This is a genomic window from Aggregatilinea sp. (assembly GCF_036822615.1).
GTDB lineage: Bacteria > Chloroflexota > Anaerolineae > Aggregatilineales > Aggregatilineaceae > Aggregatilinea.
The window spans coordinates 14,257-32,385 of sequence record NZ_DAISHJ010000052.1 but is presented as its reverse complement, the minus strand read 5'-3'; the positions used below and the strand labels follow the sequence as shown (position 1 = coordinate 32,385).

20 protein-coding genes are annotated in these 18,129 nt (G+C 64.0%); 18 read left to right on the top strand and 2 right to left on the bottom strand.

What is annotated here, in order from left to right; all coding sequences use genetic code 11:
- The 4 genes from V7116_RS15035 to V7116_RS15020 all read left to right on the top strand — a co-directional run.
- Nucleotides 1–605: transporter substrate-binding domain-containing protein (locus V7116_RS15035; RefSeq protein WP_324392763.1), on the top strand; the 605-nt coding region annotated here is incomplete at its 5' end.
- Nucleotides 606–740: 135 nt separating this feature from the next.
- Nucleotides 741–1,658 carry an amino acid ABC transporter permease gene (locus V7116_RS15030; RefSeq protein WP_324392762.1) on the top strand — a complete coding sequence of 306 codons (918 nt, stop codon included), beginning with the start codon at nucleotides 741–743 and terminating at the stop codon, nucleotides 1,656–1,658.
- Between the two features lie 2 nt (nucleotides 1,659–1,660).
- A complete protein-coding gene (locus V7116_RS15025; RefSeq protein ID WP_324392761.1) occupies nucleotides 1,661–2,377 on the top strand; it encodes an SDR family oxidoreductase in 717 nt (238 codons plus the stop codon).
- A 77-nt stretch (nucleotides 2,378–2,454) separates the two neighbouring features.
- The gene (locus V7116_RS15020; protein WP_324392760.1) at nucleotides 2,455–2,667 is read left to right on the top strand and encodes a hypothetical protein; all 213 of its coding nucleotides are present in this window, start codon (nucleotides 2,455–2,457) and stop codon (nucleotides 2,665–2,667) included.
- Between the two features lie 12 nt (nucleotides 2,668–2,679).
- Here the strand turns inward: V7116_RS15020 and V7116_RS15015 are convergent, their stop codons facing one another.
- Nucleotides 2,680–3,477, bottom strand: a complete 798-nt coding sequence (locus V7116_RS15015; protein WP_324392759.1) for an alpha/beta fold hydrolase — start codon at nucleotides 3,475–3,477, stop codon at nucleotides 2,680–2,682.
- 224 nt (nucleotides 3,478–3,701) lie between these two features.
- Here V7116_RS15015 and V7116_RS15010 point away from each other — a divergent pair, with 224 nt between their 5' ends.
- Nucleotides 3,702–4,247, top strand: coding sequence for a cupin domain-containing protein (locus V7116_RS15010; protein ID WP_324392758.1), 546 nt, complete (start codon nucleotides 3,702–3,704; stop codon nucleotides 4,245–4,247).
- 89 nt (nucleotides 4,248–4,336) lie between these two features.
- Here the strand turns inward: V7116_RS15010 and V7116_RS15005 are convergent, their stop codons facing one another.
- Entirely contained in the window at nucleotides 4,337–4,831 is a 495-nt protein-coding gene (locus V7116_RS15005) for a hypothetical protein (protein ID WP_324392757.1), read from the bottom strand.
- Between the two features lie 227 nt (nucleotides 4,832–5,058).
- On the opposite strand from V7116_RS15005, the gene V7116_RS15000 reads away from it, so the two are divergent.
- The 13 genes from V7116_RS15000 to V7116_RS14940 all read left to right on the top strand — a co-directional run bounded on the left by V7116_RS15000 (nucleotide 5,059) and on the right by V7116_RS14940 (nucleotide 18,085).
- The gene (locus tag V7116_RS15000; RefSeq protein ID WP_324392756.1) at nucleotides 5,059–7,407 is read left to right on the top strand and encodes a YfhO family protein; all 2,349 of its coding nucleotides are present in this window, start codon (nucleotides 5,059–5,061) and stop codon (nucleotides 7,405–7,407) included.
- Nucleotides 7,404–8,204, top strand: a complete 801-nt coding sequence (locus tag V7116_RS14995) for an AfsR/SARP family transcriptional regulator (protein WP_324392755.1) — start codon at nucleotides 7,404–7,406, stop codon at nucleotides 8,202–8,204. Before V7116_RS15000 ends, V7116_RS14995 begins: the two co-directional genes overlap by 4 nt.
- A 186-nt stretch (nucleotides 8,205–8,390) precedes the next feature.
- Nucleotides 8,391–8,876, top strand: a complete 486-nt coding sequence (locus V7116_RS14990) for a hypothetical protein (RefSeq protein WP_324392754.1) — start codon at nucleotides 8,391–8,393, stop codon at nucleotides 8,874–8,876.
- Entirely contained in the window at nucleotides 8,860–9,168 is a 309-nt protein-coding gene (locus V7116_RS14985; protein WP_324392753.1) for a hypothetical protein, read from the top strand. The genes V7116_RS14990 and V7116_RS14985 overlap by 17 nt, the downstream gene beginning before the upstream one ends.
- The gene (locus V7116_RS14980; protein WP_324392752.1) at nucleotides 9,158–10,237 is read left to right on the top strand and encodes a PHA/PHB synthase family protein; all 1,080 of its coding nucleotides are present in this window, start codon (nucleotides 9,158–9,160) and stop codon (nucleotides 10,235–10,237) included. Before V7116_RS14985 ends, V7116_RS14980 begins: the two co-directional genes overlap by 11 nt.
- 68 nt (nucleotides 10,238–10,305) lie before the next feature.
- Nucleotides 10,306–10,671 carry a hypothetical protein gene (locus V7116_RS14975; RefSeq protein ID WP_324392751.1) on the top strand — a complete coding sequence of 122 codons (366 nt, stop codon included), beginning with the start codon at nucleotides 10,306–10,308 and terminating at the stop codon, nucleotides 10,669–10,671.
- A gap of 11 nt (nucleotides 10,672–10,682) precedes the next feature.
- Nucleotides 10,683–11,495: a YwiC-like family protein gene (locus tag V7116_RS14970; RefSeq protein ID WP_324392750.1), complete on the top strand. Its 813-nt coding sequence runs from the start codon at nucleotides 10,683–10,685 to the stop codon at nucleotides 11,493–11,495.
- A gap of 85 nt (nucleotides 11,496–11,580) precedes the next feature.
- A complete protein-coding gene (locus V7116_RS14965; RefSeq protein WP_324392749.1) occupies nucleotides 11,581–12,603 on the top strand; it encodes a 3-oxoacyl-ACP synthase in 1,023 nt (340 codons plus the stop codon).
- Nucleotides 12,604–12,645: 42 nt separating this feature from the next.
- Nucleotides 12,646–13,392: a 3-oxoacyl-ACP reductase FabG gene (fabG, locus tag V7116_RS14960; RefSeq protein ID WP_324392748.1), complete on the top strand. Its 747-nt coding sequence runs from the start codon at nucleotides 12,646–12,648 to the stop codon at nucleotides 13,390–13,392.
- Between the two features lie 96 nt (nucleotides 13,393–13,488).
- The gene (locus V7116_RS14955; RefSeq protein WP_324392747.1) at nucleotides 13,489–15,030 is read left to right on the top strand and encodes an acyl-CoA synthetase; all 1,542 of its coding nucleotides are present in this window, start codon (nucleotides 13,489–13,491) and stop codon (nucleotides 15,028–15,030) included.
- Between the two features lie 90 nt (nucleotides 15,031–15,120).
- The gene (locus tag V7116_RS14950; RefSeq protein WP_324392746.1) at nucleotides 15,121–15,927 is read left to right on the top strand and encodes an alpha/beta fold hydrolase; all 807 of its coding nucleotides are present in this window, start codon (nucleotides 15,121–15,123) and stop codon (nucleotides 15,925–15,927) included.
- 81 nt (nucleotides 15,928–16,008) lie between these two features.
- Nucleotides 16,009–17,076: an alpha/beta fold hydrolase gene (locus V7116_RS14945; RefSeq protein WP_324392745.1), complete on the top strand. Its 1,068-nt coding sequence runs from the start codon at nucleotides 16,009–16,011 to the stop codon at nucleotides 17,074–17,076.
- 19 nt (nucleotides 17,077–17,095) lie between these two features.
- Nucleotides 17,096–18,085, top strand: a complete 990-nt coding sequence (locus tag V7116_RS14940; protein WP_324392744.1) for a 3-oxoacyl-ACP synthase III family protein — start codon at nucleotides 17,096–17,098, stop codon at nucleotides 18,083–18,085.
- Nucleotides 18,086–18,129 lie beyond the last annotated feature (44 nt).

Below are 18,129 nucleotides of genomic sequence, written 5' to 3'. Positions count from 1 at the left end.
TGGTGGCGGAGCTGTGCGCGCGGATCAACTGCACGCCGGTCTACGAAAACACGAGCTGGGACGTCATGATCTCGTCGGTGGGCGAGGGCCAGTACGACATGGGCATGACGGGCATCAGCATCTACGAAGAACGCAAGCAGGTGGTGGACTTCAGCGATCCGTACATCAACCTGGACCAGTACCTGCTGGTGCGGGCGGATGAAGATCGTTTCACCAACGCCGACGAGTTCGCGGCGAACGACGAGCTGATCCTGGGCGTGCAGCAGGGCACGGCGGGCTTCTTCGTGACGGATGGCCTCGTGCCGGAAGATCGCCGCGTGGTCTACACCGAATTTGGCGCGCTGGTGCAGGCGCTGCTCAACGGCGACATCGACGCGATGCCCGCGGATGCTTCGGCGGCGGCAGGCTTCAAGAGCACGACGGCGGATGCGGTGAAGATGGTCGGTAACCCGATCTCGAAGGACGAGATGGGCTTCATCTTCCCGAAGGGCAGCGAGCTGGTTGACCCGGTCAACGCGGCGCTGGCTTCGATGAAGGATGACGGCTTCCTCGACTACGTGTACTACAAGTGGTTCATCACGTTCCAACCGGCATCGCAGGAATAACCAGCCGGAATAGATAGGTATCAGGTGGGAGAGGCGCTTCGGAGCCTCTCCCCCTTTATTCGCAGCACAGTGCGCCACCGGGATCAAGCGACGGTGGCATTGTTCTATCTTTAAGGACCCGGTGGAAAACCCTGCATGAGCGTTGCAAGCCCCTCAACGGAAGTCCCGCGCGTTAATCCTCAGAAGCGCAATATTTTGATTCGCCGTATTTCCCGCGCGCCGTGGTGGCTGCTGGTCCTGGCGCTGTTGATCATCTGGTTTGCGCTAAGCGTGCACGACAAGCACCCCTATCCCACCGTGTTCCGGGCCGTGAAACAGGGCGTCGTGACCACGATCTGGGTGTCGCTGGTGGCGTATGCCGTGGCGCTGATCCTGGGGCTGATCGTCGCGCTGCTGCGGCGGTCATCCAATTTCATCGTGTACCAGATGGTGACGCTCTATGTCGAGGCGGTGCGCGGCATCCCGACGCTGGTGCTCGTCTACTATATGGCGCTGGCGTTTATTCCCAAGGTGGTCAGCCTGGGTAATGACCTCGGCGAACAGTTGATGACGTACAGGCTCGTGCTGCCGGTGCTGGGCACTATTACGTTTCACAGCCTCGGCACGTGGATGGCCGAGTTTCAGATCCGCGATGTGGATAACGCCTACCGCGCGATCATCGGCCTGTCGATCTCGTACAGCGCGTTCCTGTCCGAGATCTACCGCGCCGGGATCGAGAGTGTGAGCCAGGGACAGATTGAGGCGGCGAAAAGCCTGGGCATGACGCGCTGGCAGACGATGCGCCTGATCGTGCTGCCGCAGGCGTTTCGCGTAGTCCTGCCGCCGTTGGGCAACGACTTCATCGCCATGCTGAAAGAAAGCTCGCTGGTATCCGTGCTGGGCGTGCAGGATATCACGCGGCGCGGGCAGACCTACGCCGCCAGCACATTCACATTTTTTCAGGTGTACAACGTCGTGGCGCTCACCTATCTGGTGCTGACGCTGACGCTGTCGCTGGCCGTCAAGACGATGGAATGGTATCTCGACCGGGGTAAGCAGCGAGAGGCGGACTGATCATGGCCGACTTTTCCGACCGGGTAGTACTCGTAACGGGCGCAGGCGGGAGCCTGGGCAGCGCGGTGGCACGGACCTTTTATGCGGGCGGGGCGCGGCTGGTGCTGGCCGAGCGCTCGCCGGAGAAGATTGCGGCGGCCCTGCCGGAGATCGCGCAGGACGCGGATCGCGCGCTGGTGCAGGCGGCGGATCTGACCGATCCCGCGTCGGTCGTGGCGCTGGTGCAGGTCGCGCTGGAGCGCTTCGGGCAGATCGATGCCCTGGCGAACACCGTCGGCGGCTACCGCGCAGGGACGCCGGTTCACGAGACGCCGGTCGAGCAGTGGGAGTTTATGCTCAGCCTCAACGCGCGCACGGCGTTTCTGGTCAGCCAGGCCGTGATCCCGCCGATGCTCGAACGCGGATCGGGGCACATCGTGCACGTCGCGGCGCGAGCGGCGTTGAGCGGCGGCGCGAAGATGGCCGCGTACAGCGCTTCGAAGAGCGCCCTGATCCGGCTGGTGGAAAGCCTTGCCGCCGAACTCAAGCACAGCGGCATCACCGTCAACTGCGTGCTGCCGGGCACGATCGATACGCCACAGAATCGCGCCGAGATGCCCAAGGCCGACTTCTCCAAGTGGGTCGCGCCGGAGGCAATCGCGGACGTGATCGCGTTCCTGGCCTCCGACGCGGCACGGGCCGTGCAGGGCGCGGCGATCCCGGTTTACGGGCGGAGTTGAAGACGACCGTTTGCCGCGCGGCCCACGCTCTGCTAGGGATCTGCTAACTGTCAACGCAGCGTGAGGTCGCAGCCACTATGCCCCAAACTCCGTCCGCCAATGATTTTCCGCCCGGTGTTGCCCAACCGGCGCAGCGCGCGCTGGCGTCGATCGGTATCACGCGCCTCGACGAGGTTGCCACGATCAGCGAAACGAAGCTGAAAAACCTGCATGGCGTCGGCCCGAAGGCGATCCGCATTCTGCGCGAGGCGCTGGCGGAACGCGGCCTGACGTTTGCCACCGAAGAGTGATGTCCCGCCCGGTTAATCCGGTACTAAAAAGTCCAGCAGAATCTGGTTGAACGCCTCCGGCTGTTCCAGAAAGGACGCATGTCCCGCGCCGTTGATGACGTGCAGTTCCGCATTAGGGATGCACTCCGCGATGGTTTCGGAGTAGTGCGGCGGCTTGAGGATGTCTTTCTCGCCCACGATGACGCAGGTGGGCTGTGTGATCTCCGGCAGGCGCGGCGTGGTGTTCATGGTCAGGAAGCAGCGGCAGAGCTGGACCACCGAGGGCAGGTCGAGACCTCTGGCGGCGTCAATGCGGCTGAGCAGAAACTCGTAACGCACGGCGAAAAACGGCTCGCTGTAGTTCCAGTACCACGTCGAACGGTAAAACGTCTCATGATCGCCAAAAGCTGCAACGCGCGCCCAACTGTCTACAATCCCTTCTAACATCGGTTCGACGTGACTCACCGCATCCGCGATGATCAGCTTCTGGCAGCGGTCGGGGTAACGCAGCGCGAAGACCTGCGTCAGCTCGCCGCCGTAGGAGATCCCGCCGATGTGCGCCGCCGGGATGTCGAGCGCATCCATCAGCGCGGCCAGATCGTCCGCGTGCTGCTCCCAGGTGTAATCCGGATCACCGGGCTTCCACTTCTGCGACTGGCCCTGACCACGCATATCGTAAACCAGCACGCGCATGTGCGGGGCGAGGGCGGCGACCTGCGCGGCCCAGCTTTTGGTGTTGGCGATGACGCCGTTGTTGAGGATCAGAATTTCGGGGCTGCTGCCGTGCAGCTCGTAATAAAGCTCGACACCGTTCGCGGTGAGGGTGGGCATGGCTAATACTCCTTGTGCGCAAAAAATCTCTCCTCTCAGTGTAGCACCGCGAGTTGCAGGCAAGATACAGCATTGGGCGCGGGCACAGGCGCGGACGCTCTTGAAGATCCACCTTTGGGCCGGACCCGGCTCCGCCTTTGGATGGATGCACCGGGCAAGGAAGCCTCGTAAGATGAGGGCATAACTGCTCGATCTGCCAGGATCGCCTTCAGGAGAACCGCGTAATGGAACTGACACTTGACCGGATCTACAACCCGGTGCAGAAGGACTATGCCACGTTTTTGAAGACCGCGAACCAGACCGGCGGCGCGCTGACGCTGATCGAAGTGGAGCTGGCACCGCACGGGGGAAACGGACTGCACCGCCACACCAGCTTCAGCGAAGGGTTCGAAGTGCTCGACGGCGAGCTGTGGGTGCAAATCGGCGCGGAGAACAGGGTGCTGCGGGTAGGCGAAAAAGCGCTCGTGCCGCCGATGGTCAACCACCGCTTCTACAGCAGGTCCGATTCGCCGTCCCGGTTTCTGGTCAAGATCCAGCCGGGCCACCGGGGATTCGAAAGCAGCCTCCGCATCGCTTATGGACTGGCTATCGACGGCCAGATGAAAGCGGATGGTTTGCCAAAAAATCCGCTGGTGTTGGGCGTGCTGTCTGAGCTGGGAAATACCCAAACGGCGGGCGCGATGGCGGTGCTCAATCCCGTACTGGCGCTGCTGGCGTGGGTCGCCCGGCGTCGCGGCCTGACGCGGGCGCTTGAGGAAAAGTACCTCTAAGCCGATCGCGCGACAGGATACAGACTCACACGAAATTCGGGCCGGACAGTCTTCTGACTGCCCGGCCCGCTGGTATGGGGGAGGTTGCTTTATCCGCGACGGCTGCGCGGGGTTACAACGGGGGTGTAGGTAATCGTCAGATCGTCCCCGGTGATGTCCACGGCGGTTATGTGCCCCGACGGGCCGCTGGTCTTCACGTAGTTGATCCACGAGCTGGCGATGACGTCGTTGATCTGGCTCAGCAGGTCATCGGAGGCCGGGTCGCCATCGATCAGCGCTTCGTCCACGGTCCAGGTGACGCGGCCATTGGTGACGGTCGGCACGAGGGTGGTCGTGGTTTCGTGCGTCGCGCCGCGCCGGAAGGTCATCGTCGCGCTGATGACGACCTGACCGACCTGCAAATCCACACTGAGATCGTCCACGCTGCGCCGCCACGGATTGCTGACTCGGTAGCTGTCGTTGATCGTTTCCTCGCTGATCGTTTTCGATTTACTCCCATCGCTCTGCGCGGCGGCAGGCAGGGCCATCGCGCCAAAAGCGGCAATCACCAGCAGTACACCCAAAATCTTGGACAGGCGTTTCATCGTTTTCATTCCCCTTATTGGCTGCAGTGGTCAATTGCATTCAGTATGGGCCGCGAATGTTGTTGAAGTGTTACCGTCTGCGGGCGTTCTGTAAAATCTTTGTTGCCTCACTGCAACGCGATCGCGCTGGCGGTCGTGTGGAAGCGCCAACCGCGTGTTATTATTGTGCGTTCGGAGTGCCTGTGCATCCCGGGGCCGTCCTGCCCTTCCCGGAGACAATACGCGTTATGACCCTTTCGATTGTGCGCCGCCCCTGGTTTATTCCGCTGTGCATTGCGGTGATCGTCCTGGCTTTTTTCGCGCATACGCTGCTGACGCCGTTTGGCGAGGCGCTGCCCGGCGATGACTTCATCCAGCAGTTTTACCCGTGGTTTCACTTTGTGGTGGAGAGCGTGCACGAGACGGGCACGCTGCCGCTGTGGAATCCGCACCAGTTTTTGGGCAACAGCGTCGCCGCCAATCCGCAGATCGGGCTGTTTTATCCCCCTAACTGGCTGATGATCCCCTTCGGCGCGGATCACATTTACACCGCACTGGCGTTCGTGATCGCACTGCACGCGGTGTGGGCGGGTTGGGGCATGTACGTGCTCATGCGGCTGTGGGGCGCGGATCGCAGCGGGGCATTCGTCGCGGCGCTGCTGCTGGCGACGGGCGGCTTCGTGACGGCGCGCGTGCGCGCAGGGCATTATTCGATGGTGACGGTCTATGCGTGGCTGCCGTGGGTGCTGGCAGGCTACCGGCTGGCTTTGCAGCGCCGCCGCTGGTATTGGGCGCTTCCGGCGGGCATGGCGCTGGGGATGGGCATTCTGGGGGGCTATCCGCAGCTTATCTACTTCCTGGGCATGGTGCTGGTGCTACACGCGGTCTATGAGATCGTGCGCAGCCCCGTTCGCTCCACATTTATGCTGGTCGCGCGGCAGCTCATCATCCTGGGCGTGGTGGGGCTGCTGTTGAGTTCGGTGAGCTGGATGGTGACGCTTGATTACCTGCCCAAAGCCTCGCGCGAGAACCAGCAGTCGCTGATTTTCGCCAACGAACAGTCGATGCCCGCCAACCGGCTGGCGCTGCTGGCGATCCCAAATCTGTTTGGCGCGCGGTTGGAGACGGATACGCCGCCCGGTTATTGGGGCGAAGCGCCGTACTTCGAGGAATCCCTGGCCTATACGGGCCTGCTGCCGCTGCTGGGGCTGCTGCTGGTCCCGTTTTTGCGCAAACGGCGGCTGTGGCTGTTCGCGGCGGTGGCCGTGCTGGGCATCCTGCTCAGTCTGGGTTTCGACGGCGTGTTGTGGCTGGCGCTTTACCGCTGGGTCCCGGTGCTGCGCAATTTCAGAGGCGCGGCGCGCGCCCTGGCGCTGACCAACCTGGGATTGGCCGCGCTGATGGCGCTGCTCGTGACTGCGCTTGCCCGCGCGCCGCTCTCGCAGCGGCAGGATCTGCTGCGCCCGCTGGTGCGGCGGGGGATCCCGGCGCTGCTGGCCGTGCTGTGGATCGGGGCGCTGGCTCTGACCGTTGCCAATTCGCTGCTCGAAGATGGCACCAATCCGGCTTTGCGTGCGGCGACGATGGCGCGCCAGTTGGGGCTGGCCGGGGTCTATCTGGCGCTGGCGGAGTTCGCGCTGTGGTTGTGGACCGACGAGCGGCCCCAGGCGGCGCGCTGGGCCGCCGTGGCGACGGTGGTCGTGGCGATCCTGGACGTGTGGCACATCGCGTGGCCGCTGACGTACACCACCGAAGTGCAGTTTTCGCCGCCGTGGGCGAACGCCGCCGTCGATATCCCAACGGGCGAGGCCGCCGCATATGGGCGCGTGATGCAGATGTCGCCGCCGCCGGGCATCCCCAACGGCGCAACATGGACCGGGCACCAGTCACCGCAGGGTTACGATCCATCCGCTCCGGCGGGCTGGGCGACGCTGAACCTGGACGCGACGTGGAACCCCGCCAGCCCGATCAACCGGCTGTTCGGTGTGAAGTACGTCATTTCCGGCACGGAGCTGAAAAATTACGGCTTCGGCGGCACGGAAGACTGGGAGCTGATCGGCATCCGCGACGGGCTGGTGTTCTACGAGAATCCCGATCCGCTGCCGCGCGCGTTCGTCGCGTCGGCCTATGAGGTCGTGCCCGACGAAACCGCCGCGCGCCAGCGCATCGGCAGCGGCGACATGAGCACGGGGGAGACAGTCGTACTGGCGACGGAACCGGGCTGCACGGTGGATGGCAGCGGCGGCACGGCGACCATCACGCACTACGAGCCGAACAGCGTCACGGTCGATGTGGAGGCGGATGGCGCGGGACTGCTGGTGCTCTCGGATCAGTATGACGACGACTGGAAAGTAACCGTCAATGGCGAGGACGCGACCCTGCTGGAAGCCGACATCGCGCTGCGGGCCGTGTGCGTGCCGGATGGGGCGCATACCGTGCGCTTCGATTACCGCCCGTGGACGGTGACCGTGGGCGGGATCGTGACGCTGGCAGGCTGGGCGCTGATGATCCCGGTGAGCGTGGTGTTGTTCCGGCGGCGGACGCGCGATGCGCGGCCTGACGAAGACCGGGACGAGGAGCCAGACGAGGTCGCATGAGCACCCTGCGAGTCCAGACGCTTGGCATGTTTCGGGTGTGGATCGATGACGAGCCGCTGCCGGGCACGGTATGGAAACGCGAAAAGGCACAGCGGCTGTTCCAATTTTTCATCACCGCCATGCTGAACGACAGCCATCAGGTGCTGCCGAAGGAGCGCATCGTCGCGGACCTGTGGCCCACGCTCGACGAGCCGCGCGCCGACCGTGACTTCAAAGTGGCGCTCAACGCACTCAACGACGCACTGGAACCGGATCGCTCGTCGCGCTCGCTGTCGTCGTACATCGTGCGCTACGGACTAGCGTATGGGCTGGACCCCGACGCGGATATCCGCATCGACGCGGACGAGTTCCGGCGCGGTCTGAAAGCGGCGGCGCGGCTCGAAACGGACGACGTGGACGCGGCCATCGACGCGTACCGCGACGCGATCGATCGCTATGCGGGCGATTATTTGCCCGACGCGCTGTATGAGGATTGGGCCAGCCTCGAACGCGAGCGGCTGCAAACGCTGTACCTGTCTGGCGCGATGCGGCTGGCGTCGCTGCTGCTCCAGCGCGAGGGTTACCAGGAGGCGGTGCACCTGTGCCAGTCGGTGCTGGTGCTGGACCGTTACTGGGAGGAAGCGTACCGGCTGATGATGCTCAGCCACGCCATGCGCGGCAACCGTCCCCTGGCGATGCGCGCCTACGAGCAGTGCGTCGCCGCGCTGGACGAGGGCCTGGGCCTGGAACCCATGCACGAGACGGTGGACCTGTACGAACAGATCGTGCATGGCGACAAATTAGCGATCAGCCGCTAGCCATTAGCGGTTAGCAAAGGGCAAAAGGTAAACGTGGCATCGCCCCTAATGGGTCGGGCGCGACCTGGATTTTTTGGCTAAAAGCTAAAGGCTGATTGCTGTCAGCTTCAACTGCTTTTTTGCGACCCGGTTGCAACTGGGTCCGTGTATACCCTTGAAAAAGGGCGAAGGCCGGAGAGTGGTTCGATGAATCAAGAAGTCGTCTCGTTTATGCTGCGCTTCGTGCGCGAAGGAGACAACGACCAGGCGCGCTGGCGCGGCGTGATCAAACACGTGCAGAGCGATGACACCGCCGATTTCGCGCGGTTCAACGACGCGCTGGAGTTTATGCAGCAGCGTGTGAATGACACCATCCGGCAGTCGTTCGCGTCCGACGAGCAGCCAACCCCGGAAAAGATGTTCGCGGAGACGGCGCGGCTGTGGGGCGAGATGGCTCCGCGTTATACCGACATCATGCTGCAATCGATGGAAGTGTTTTTGGAGCAGGGACGGCGCATGGGCGAAACGCTGGCCGATTCGCTGGCAAACCGCGCTGTCGCCGCGCAGCAGTCCGACCAGAGCCAGCAGGGGCGGCTGATCTCGATCATCGAGCGGCTGGCGGGGCAGGTCGAAACGCTGACCTCGAAGGTGGACGAGTTGGAGGAGCGGCTACGCGATGAGCCGACCGAGTGAGTCCGGCCTGCGCGAAGGCGTTGAGGCGTGGGAGCGCGAGGCCGCTGCGTACTGGGATAATCTGACGCGCTCGCCCGATTTTTTGCGGCGCGTGGGCTACCAGCTCAGCCGCTCGCTGAAGTCACAGCAGCAGATCACCGCGTCGTTCGAGTCGTTTGTGCTGAGCATGGCGGGCATGCATGAGCAGTCCGCGCGCGAGCTGTACCTGCTCGAACAGCTCGAACAGCGGCTCGACGTGCTGGCCGAGCGAATCGAGCGGCTGGAACAAACCCTCTCTGGCGATGACGACTGACGCGTTGTTCGACCGCTGGGCCGACCTGTGGGGCGCGGGGATGCGCGAGGTGTGGACCGGCTACACCACCGCGCAGGATACGATCCTGGCGCAAGGGCGCGCCCTGGTGGGCCAGACGCCCGCCGAGGTCGTGCACACGGAAGGTCACGTGCGCGTGCTGCGTTATACCCCGCTGGTTGAGCGCCCGCTTCCGGTGCCCGTGCTGTGCGTGCCCTCGCTGATCAACCACTACTACGTGATGGACCTCATACCTGAGCGCAGCCTCGTGCGCTCGATGCTCGAACGCGGCATCGACGTATATATGCTCGACTGGGGCATAGCCACCGAAGCCGATCGCTCGATCACGATGGACGACTTCATCACGGAGCGGCTGGGCCGCGCGATCCGCGTCGTGCGCGAGCAGTCCGGCCAGCCCGCGATTTCGCTGCTCGGGTACTGCATGGGCGGGCTGATGTCGTCGCTGTACAGCGTGCTGTTTCCGCAGGACGTGGCGACGCTGATCAACCTCGCCGGGCCGATCAACTATCACGACGATGGCATTTACAGCCAGTGGACGCACCGCGAGTGGCTCGACGTCGATTTGATGGTCGATACGCTAGGTAACATCCCGGCGGAGCTGCTCAACGTGACGTTCAAGCTGGTGCGGCCCACCGACGAGATTGTGCGCGCGCTCGACTGGTGGGAACACCGCGACGATCCGGCGTTCACGCGGCGCTTCGTCGCCATGCAGCTCTGGACCAACGACCCGACGCCATTCCCTGGCGAGGTCTTCCGCAAGTACATCAAGGAGTTCTACCAGGAAAATCGCCTCATGCGCGGCGATCTCACGATCAACGGGCAGGCGATCGACCTGGGACGGCTGATGATTCCTACGCTGACCATCGCCGCGCGGCGCGATCACATTGCGCCTTGGCGCTCCGTGGCGGCGCTGCACGATCTGGCGGGCAGCACGGATAAAGAACTGGTCGTCATCGAGCGCGGGCACATCGGCATGGTGATGGGCCACGACGCGCCGCTGAAGCTGTGGCCGCGCCTGGGCGATTGGCTGGTCGCGCGGTCGGTCGGGTAATCCCCGGTTTTTCTCACCTCTGTCTGGCTTTTCTGATACACTTGACTCATGCAAACAGGGAGGGCACGATGAGAAACCGGTCAACGTATACCGATCGACTCCTGCTGCGGCTATGGCGCACCCGCGCCGTACAGGGTGCAGTACTGGCGGGCGCGGCGTGGCTGCTGCAGATGCTGCGACGGCGGGGCGGCTCTACGCTGAACTACGGCTTCGAGTCGCCGCCAGCCCTGGATGCGCTCGAACGCTTCCTGCGCGACCGGGGAGTTGGGGCTGGGCGGACGGGCGCGACGCCGCGCGTGGTCGATATGCCTGCCCGCCGATTCGCCCGCGCCGGATGTGTCCCCGGTCGATCCGCCGCCCTCAACTTGATCTGGATCAAGGCTGGCGCACGCACCCACGCTAGACTGGGTTTATCGCCTGTATTCGCCGTGTGAGCAAACCGCCTATGCCGTCCTCTGTGACTACTGCTGCCCCTTCCGTTCGTCTGAAATCGATCGCGCTGCCGCCGGAGCACGGTGGTTGGGGTTTCGTGATCGAGCCGATCCTGTTGGGGCTGCTAGTCGCGCCATCGTGGGGTGGGCTGGCATTCGGTGTGGCCGTGCTGGGCGTGTTCCTGGCGCGGCATCCACTCAAAATTGCGGTGACGGATTGGCGGCGCGGCAAACGTTATGCGCGCACGGTCGCTGCGGAGCGCGTCGCGCTTGGCTACCTGGGCGCGGCAGGGGCGGGTTTGATCGCGGCGCTGCTGCTGGCCGGGCCTGCGATCCTGGTCCCGGTCGTGCTGGCGGTTCCGTTGGGGATCGTGCAGCTTGGCGGGACGCTGGCCGGGCGCGGGCGCGATCTCGTGCCGGAACTGGCGGGCGCGGTGGCGTTGGCGGCGGCAGCGGCCAGCATTGCGCGGGCGGGCGGCGAATCGCTGGGTCTGGCGCTGGGGCTGTGGGCCGTGCTTGCAGCGCGCGACGTGCCCTCGATCCTGTATGTGCGGGAACGGCTGCATCTCGATAAAGGCAAGGCGTACCGCCCGGCGCTCGTGTTGGTCGTTCATGTGCTGGCCGTGGTTGCGCTTGTTGCGCTGGCGGCAGCGGATCGCGGCCCGTGGCTGGCAGCGCCGGCGGCTGCGATCCTGGCGCTGCGCGCGGCATGGGGCCTTTCCGCCTATCGCAAGCCGGTCCCGGTCAAGACGATCGGTTTCCTCGAAGTGTTTTACGGTCTGCTAGTGGTTGTTTCCGCTGGGCTGGGCTATCTGCTGGATCTGTAGCGGCGTAACTCGCGCGTAACTGGCCCTTTGTAAGCTCAAGTCAACAAGAGTGTATTTTGTTCTTTGAGCCACTTTGGACAACTTCATGACCTCAATCGAACTCCCCCCGATCGGTATCGCGGGCCTGGGCATTTATATTCCATCGACGGTGCTCACCGGGCAGGAAATCGCTGCCCGCGCGGACCTGCCCGAATTCGTCGTGCTGGACAAGATGGGCATCCATCAGGTGCACCTCGCCGGGCCGGATGACACCGTGACCGCGATGGCAAGTCAGGCCGGGCAGCGCGCGCTGGATATGGCGGGCCTTGACGCCAAAGACGTAGATCTGATCGTCTATCACGGCAGCGAATACAAAGATCACATCGTGTGGTCGGCAGCGTCGAAGATCCAGAACCTGCTGGGCGCGACGAATGCGGCAGCCTTCGAGATGTACGCGCTGTGCGCGGGCGCGCCGATCGCGTACAAGGCCGTGCGCGACATGATGCGGCTCGATCCGCGCCTGCAAAATGTGCTGCTGGTGAGCGCCAGCCGCGAAAACGACCTGATCGATTTCAGCAACGGGCGCACGCGCTTCATGTTCAACTTTGGGGCGGGCGGCGGCGCGCTGTTGTTCCAGCGTGGGCTGGATCGCAACCTTGTGCTGGAGTCCTCGATCCGCACGGACGGTACGCTGGCCGATACGGTGGTCATGACGCCCGCCGAAGAAGGCATCGCGCTGCTGCCGTCGGAGATGGGCACGCTGCACGGACGGCTGGACGTGCAGAACGCCGACTATATGGGCGAGCGGTTGGGCGAGGTGTCGCTGGGGCGCTTCGTGGAAGTGATCACTGAGGCGATCGAGCTGAGCGGCTATACGCTGGCGGATCTGCGCTTCCTGGGTATCACGCACATGAAGGCCTCGTTCTACCGCGAGATCCTGGGCGCGGTCGGGCTGACGCCGGAGCAGTCGGTTTACTTGCAGGATTACGGCCACATTCAGAGCGTCGATCAGCCGCTGGCGCTGGAGCTTGGGTTGGCGCAGGGCAAGATCAAACCGGGCGACCTGATTGTGCTGGCCGGAGCCGGAACAGGGTATACATGGAGCGCCACCGCTTTCCGGTGGGGCTGATTTTTTTGGGGTCTGGACTAAAGCATTAAAAGGCAGGGACCAATGGCAGATATGCTGAAGGGGCGCGTGGCGCTGGTGACGGGCGGCGCGCAGGGCATTGGTAAGGCGATCGCGCTGCGCTTTGCGCGGGAAGGCGCGAAAGTCGTCGTGATCGACGTGACGCAGGACAAGGCCGACGCGACCGTCGAGGAAATCAAGGCGGCGGGCGGTGAGGCGATGGCCGCGATCTGCAACGTCACCAACCGCGAGCAGGTGGCGGAACTGGTGGCGAAGGTGATCGAGGTGTACGGCCAGATCGACATTCTGTGCAATAACGCGGGCATTCTGCGTGACGCTCGGCTAGTCAAGATGACCGAAGAACAGTTCGACAGCGTGATCGATGTGAACCTGAAGGGCGTGTTCAACATGACGCAGGCCGTCGCGCCGCACATGGTCGAGCGCGGCTACGGGCGCATCATCAGCACGTCGTCGATCGTGGGCCTCTATGGCAACTTCGGCCAGACCAACTATGTGGCGACCAAAGCCGCCGTGATCGGCATGACGCGTGTCTGGGCGCGCGAGCTGGGGCCGAAGGGTATCACCGCCAACGCGGTCGCGCCGGGCTTCATCGCCACGGACATGGTGAAGGCCATGCCGGAGAAGGTGCTCGAAATGTTCAACGAGCGCACGCCGGTGCACCGCCTGGGCGAGCCGGAAGATATTGCGTATGGCTACCTGATGCTGGCGAGCGAAGAAGCCTCGTTCATCAACGGGACCGTGCTCAGTGTGGACGGCGGCTTGGTGATGTAGTTCAGTACGTTGATTGTTTGTAGGGGTAATTCATGAATTGCCCCTACCGTTCTACCATTCTTTTTTGCTGAAATAGTTTAGACTACCGGCAGCCAAATGAATCAAAAGTCTCTATTCATTACCGATTTTCTGCACCGGCGGGCGCAGCTTTCGCCGGATCGACTGGCGATCCGCGATACGCTCACCGGGCGGGACTATACCTACGCGGCCTGGAACGCCCAGGCCGCCCAGACCGCTAACTATCTGCGCGCGCTCGGCGTTCAGACCGGCGACCGCGTGGCCGTCTACGCCGCGAACTGCATGGCCTACCTCGACATCTGGATGGCGTGCGGCAAGATCGGCGCGGTGCTGCAAAACCTCAACTGGCGGTTGGCCGTGCCGGAGCTGGTCGATCTGATCTGCGATGCCGCGCCGGACGTGCTGGTCTATTCCTCCGAGTTTGTCGAGCAGGTCAATACCATGCGCGCCGATATCCCGCGCGTGCACTACTTCGTTGCCATGAGTGACAAGGCCGCGCCGGATGACTGCGCGTTTGCCGACCGTGACGACTATCCCGAGACGCTGACCGCGCCGCGCCCCGACCTCGACTGGGATTCGCCGTGGGTGATCTGCTACACGGGCGGCACGACCGGTCTGCCGAAAGGCGCGATCCTCTCGCACGGCAACATTACGTGGAACAGCATCAACACCGTCATGAGCTGGGGGCTGGACCAGAACGACTGCGCGATCCTCAATTCGCCGCTGTTCCATACCGGCGGGCTGAATGTTTTCACCCTGCCGCTGATCCATGCGGGCGGCGCGAGCATTCTGTGCGGCGGTTTCGACGCGGACCAGACCTTCGACCTGTTTGCGTCCGGCGACGTGACGTTGTTCTTCGGCGTGCCGACCATGTTCACCGTCATGCAGCAGCATCCACGCTGGGCGGACGCCGACTTCAGCCGCCTCAAGCTGGTGATCAGCGGCGGCGCGCCGTGCCCGCTGCCGATTTTCGAGCGCTTCTGGGACAAGGGCGTGGATTTCAAGACGGGTTACGGCTTGACCGAAGCCGGGCCGAACACCTTCTGGCTGCCCGAAGCAGACGTGCGCCGCAAGCCGGGTGCGGTCGGGTTCCCGCTGATGCACGTGGACGTGAAGACCGTGCGCGGGGATGGCTCCGAAACGGCGCCGGGCGAAGCGGGCGAGCTGCTGATCCGGGGGCCGCACGTCACGCCGGGCTATTGGAACAATCCGCAGGCCACCGCCGAGGCGATCGTGGACGGCTGGCTGCATACGGGCGATCTCGCCATCCGTGACGACGAGGGCTACTACACCATCGTCGGGCGGCTGAAGGACATGATCATCTCTGGCGGCGAAAACGTCTACCCGGCGGAAGTCGAGAGCATCATGTACCGCCATCCCGCCATCCACGAGGCCGCGCTAATCGGCGTGGCGGACGACAAGTGGGGCGAGGTGGGGCGCGCGGTCGTCGTCGTGGAACCGGGACAAGCCCTGGACGAAGATGACCTGATTGACTTCCTGCGCGAGCGGTTGGCGCGCTACAAAGTGCCCAAGTCGGCGGTGTTCGTGGACGCGCTGCCCAAGACCGGCGCGGGCAAGATCGACAAAAAAGAACTCGTGCGGCAGTACGGCACGGTCTGAGAGCTTTTGAGAGGCACACCGCAGCAATTGACAGGGTTTTGAACGTACAGTCGCGGGCGGGTTGGCTTCTTGTGAATAAGGACGGCAGCTATGCCAAAAGTGAAGACAAACGACATCACGCTCTATTACGAAATCCACGGTGAGGACCACCCCGAGACGCTGATTCTGATCAACGGCGTCGGGCAGTGGCACGAGGCGTGGTGGCGCAACGTGAGGCCGTTGGCCGAGCACTTCCGCGTGGTGACGTTCGACAACCGGGGCGTGGGCGATTCCGACAAGCCGGATATCCCGTACACGATCGACATGATGGCCGACGACGCGCTGGGCCTGATGGACGGCCTGGGCATCGAGCGCGCGCATGTGCTGGGGCATTCGCTGGGCGGCGGGATCGCGCTGTTCATGGCGCGCAAGCAGCCGCAGCGCATCCAGTCACTGATCCTGGCCTCGACGCTGTACTGGGGTCCGCAGGTGGTCATGCCGTCGCCGCGCGCGATGCAGCTTTTGCAGGATCGCTCCGGTGACCCGCTGGAGTTGGTGAAAAACGGCGCGCGCGTGGCCGCTGCCGAAGGGTTCGAGACGCGCGATCCTGAAGGGTTCCGCAAACTGATCGACATGCGCTTCAACAGCCAGCAGACGCCCAACCTCTACCTGCGCCACAGCCAGGCCGGGCTGGCGTACTTCGCCGCCGACTATATCGCGGACTTCGTGCCGCCGATGCCGGTGCTGCTGCTGGTCGGGGAGCACGACGAGGTCGCGCCGCCTGCCAACAGCGAGGCGATCGCGCTGCAGTGGCCGCACGCGAAGTTCGTGGTGATCGAGGGCGCGGGGCACCTGTTCAACATCGAAAAGCCGGAGGAATCGAACCGGATCATCACCGAGTTTTTGCAGAGTCAATGATGCGTGGATCGTGTAGGGGCGTATCGCAATACGCCCCTACGAAAACTGCCATTTCGACCATTTACCAACGAGGGTAACACGATGAGCGTTCCGACGCTTCCGGATATTACCGCCAAGACCATCATCACCGACCGCCTGAGCACGCGCGTGCTGTTCGCCGGGCCGGACGACGGCGTGCCGGTGCTGTTCGTGCACGGCAACGCGTCCTCCGCGACGTTCTGGGAAGACGTTATGCTGGCGCTGCCAGAGGGCTTCCGGGGCATCGCGCCCGACCTGCGCGGCTATGGCGGCGCGGATCGCGCCGCGAAGATTGACGCGAGACGCGGCATGCGCGACTTTTCCGACGATCTGCGCGCGCTGCTGGACACGCTCGGCATCGACAAGGCGCATGTGGTCGGGCATTCGCTCGGCGGCGCGGTGATCTGGCAGATGATGATGGACATTCCCGAACGGCTGATCACCGTGACGCAGGTCGATCCCGGCTCGCCGTTTGGTTTCGGCGGCTCGAAGGGCCTCGACGGCCAGCCGACGCAGCCGGACTTCGCCGGATCGGGCGGCGGCACGGTCAACCCCGACTTCGCGCGGCTGATGGGCGAGGGGAACCGCGCAGCGGATAACCCGCAGGCGTCCCCGCGCATCGTGATGAACAGCTTCTACTGGAAGCCGCCGTTCGTGCCTGCGCGCGAAGAAGATCTGCTCTCGTCGCTGCTGTCGGAGCACGTCGGGCCGGAGCAGTACCCCGGCGATTTTGTGCCATCTGAGAACTGGCCGAACGTCGCGCCGGGCGTGTGGGGGCCGATCAACGCGATGTCGGCGAAGTATGCCGCGCCGGTCGAGGGCCTGTACGCCGCCGATCCCAAGCCGCCTGTGTTGTGGGTGCGCGGCAGCGACGACCAGATCGTGTCGGACATGTCGCTGTTCGACTTCGGCACGCTGGGCAAACTCGGCGCTGTGCCGGGCTATCCCGGCGAGGATGTCTTCCCGCCGCAGCCCATGGTGAGCCAGACGCGCGCCGTGCTGGAACAGTACGCCGCGCGCGGCGGATCGTTCCGCGAGGAAGTGATCGAGGGCACGGGACACACGCCTTACATCGAAAAACCCGCTGAATTTAATGCCCTGCTGCACGCGCACTTGCAGCGCGGCGCGTAACGGACGAGGACAACGACCTATGGCGCGTTTTGCGCAGATCGTCAGCACCGGGCGGTACGTGCCCGAAAAAGTGATGACCAACGCCGAGCTTGAGCCGCTGCTGGGTGAGTCGGTAGATCAGTGGCTGATCGACAACGTGGGCATCCGCGAGCGGCGGCTGATCGCGGACGACGAAGTGACGTCCGATCTTGCCGTGGCGTCCGCGCTCGAAGCGATGGAACGCGGTGGCGTCGGCCCGGAAGACCTGGACCTGATCATCCTGGCGACCGACACGCCCGATTACGTCTCGCCGGGCACGGCGTCGGTAGTGCAGTACAAGCTCGGCGCGAGCAACGCGGGCACGTTCGACCTGAACAGCGCGTGCGCCGCGTGGGTGATCGGGCTGGATCAGGCCAGCCGTTACATCGCCACCGACACGGACTATAACAACGTGCTCGTGGTCGGCGCGTATGGCATGACACGCTACGTGGACTGGACCGATAAGCGCACCTGTACGCTGTTTGGCGACGGCGCAGGCGCGGTCCTGCTGCGCGCGGGGGATAAACCCGGCTGGCTGGGCGGCAATATGCACGCTGACGGCGCGTTCCACGACTACATGGGCGTGTTCATCGGCGGCACGGTCGCGCCGACGGGTGGGCCGGACTCGCCGCGCCAGGTGCTCGAAATCCGCAAGCGCTTCCCGCCCGACACGAACAACAAGGGCTGGCCGCCGCTGATCCGCGCGCTGATGCAGAAGATCGGGCGGTCCGTGGACGAGATCGACAAGATTTATTTCACGCAGCTCAACCTGCGCACCATCGAATACGTGATGAACGACCTGGGCCTGCCGCACGAGAAGACCCACACCATCATGGACAAGTGGGGCTATACCGGCTCGGCGTGCATGCCGATGGCGCTCGACGACGCGGTGGTGGAAGGCGCTGGCCCGCAGCCGGGCGATCTGGTGGTGTTCTGCGGCAGCGGCGCGGGTTATACGATGGCCGCCTCCGCGTTTATCTGGACGGCGTAACGGTCAGGACAATCGTAGGGGCAATTCACGAATTGCCCGTCTCG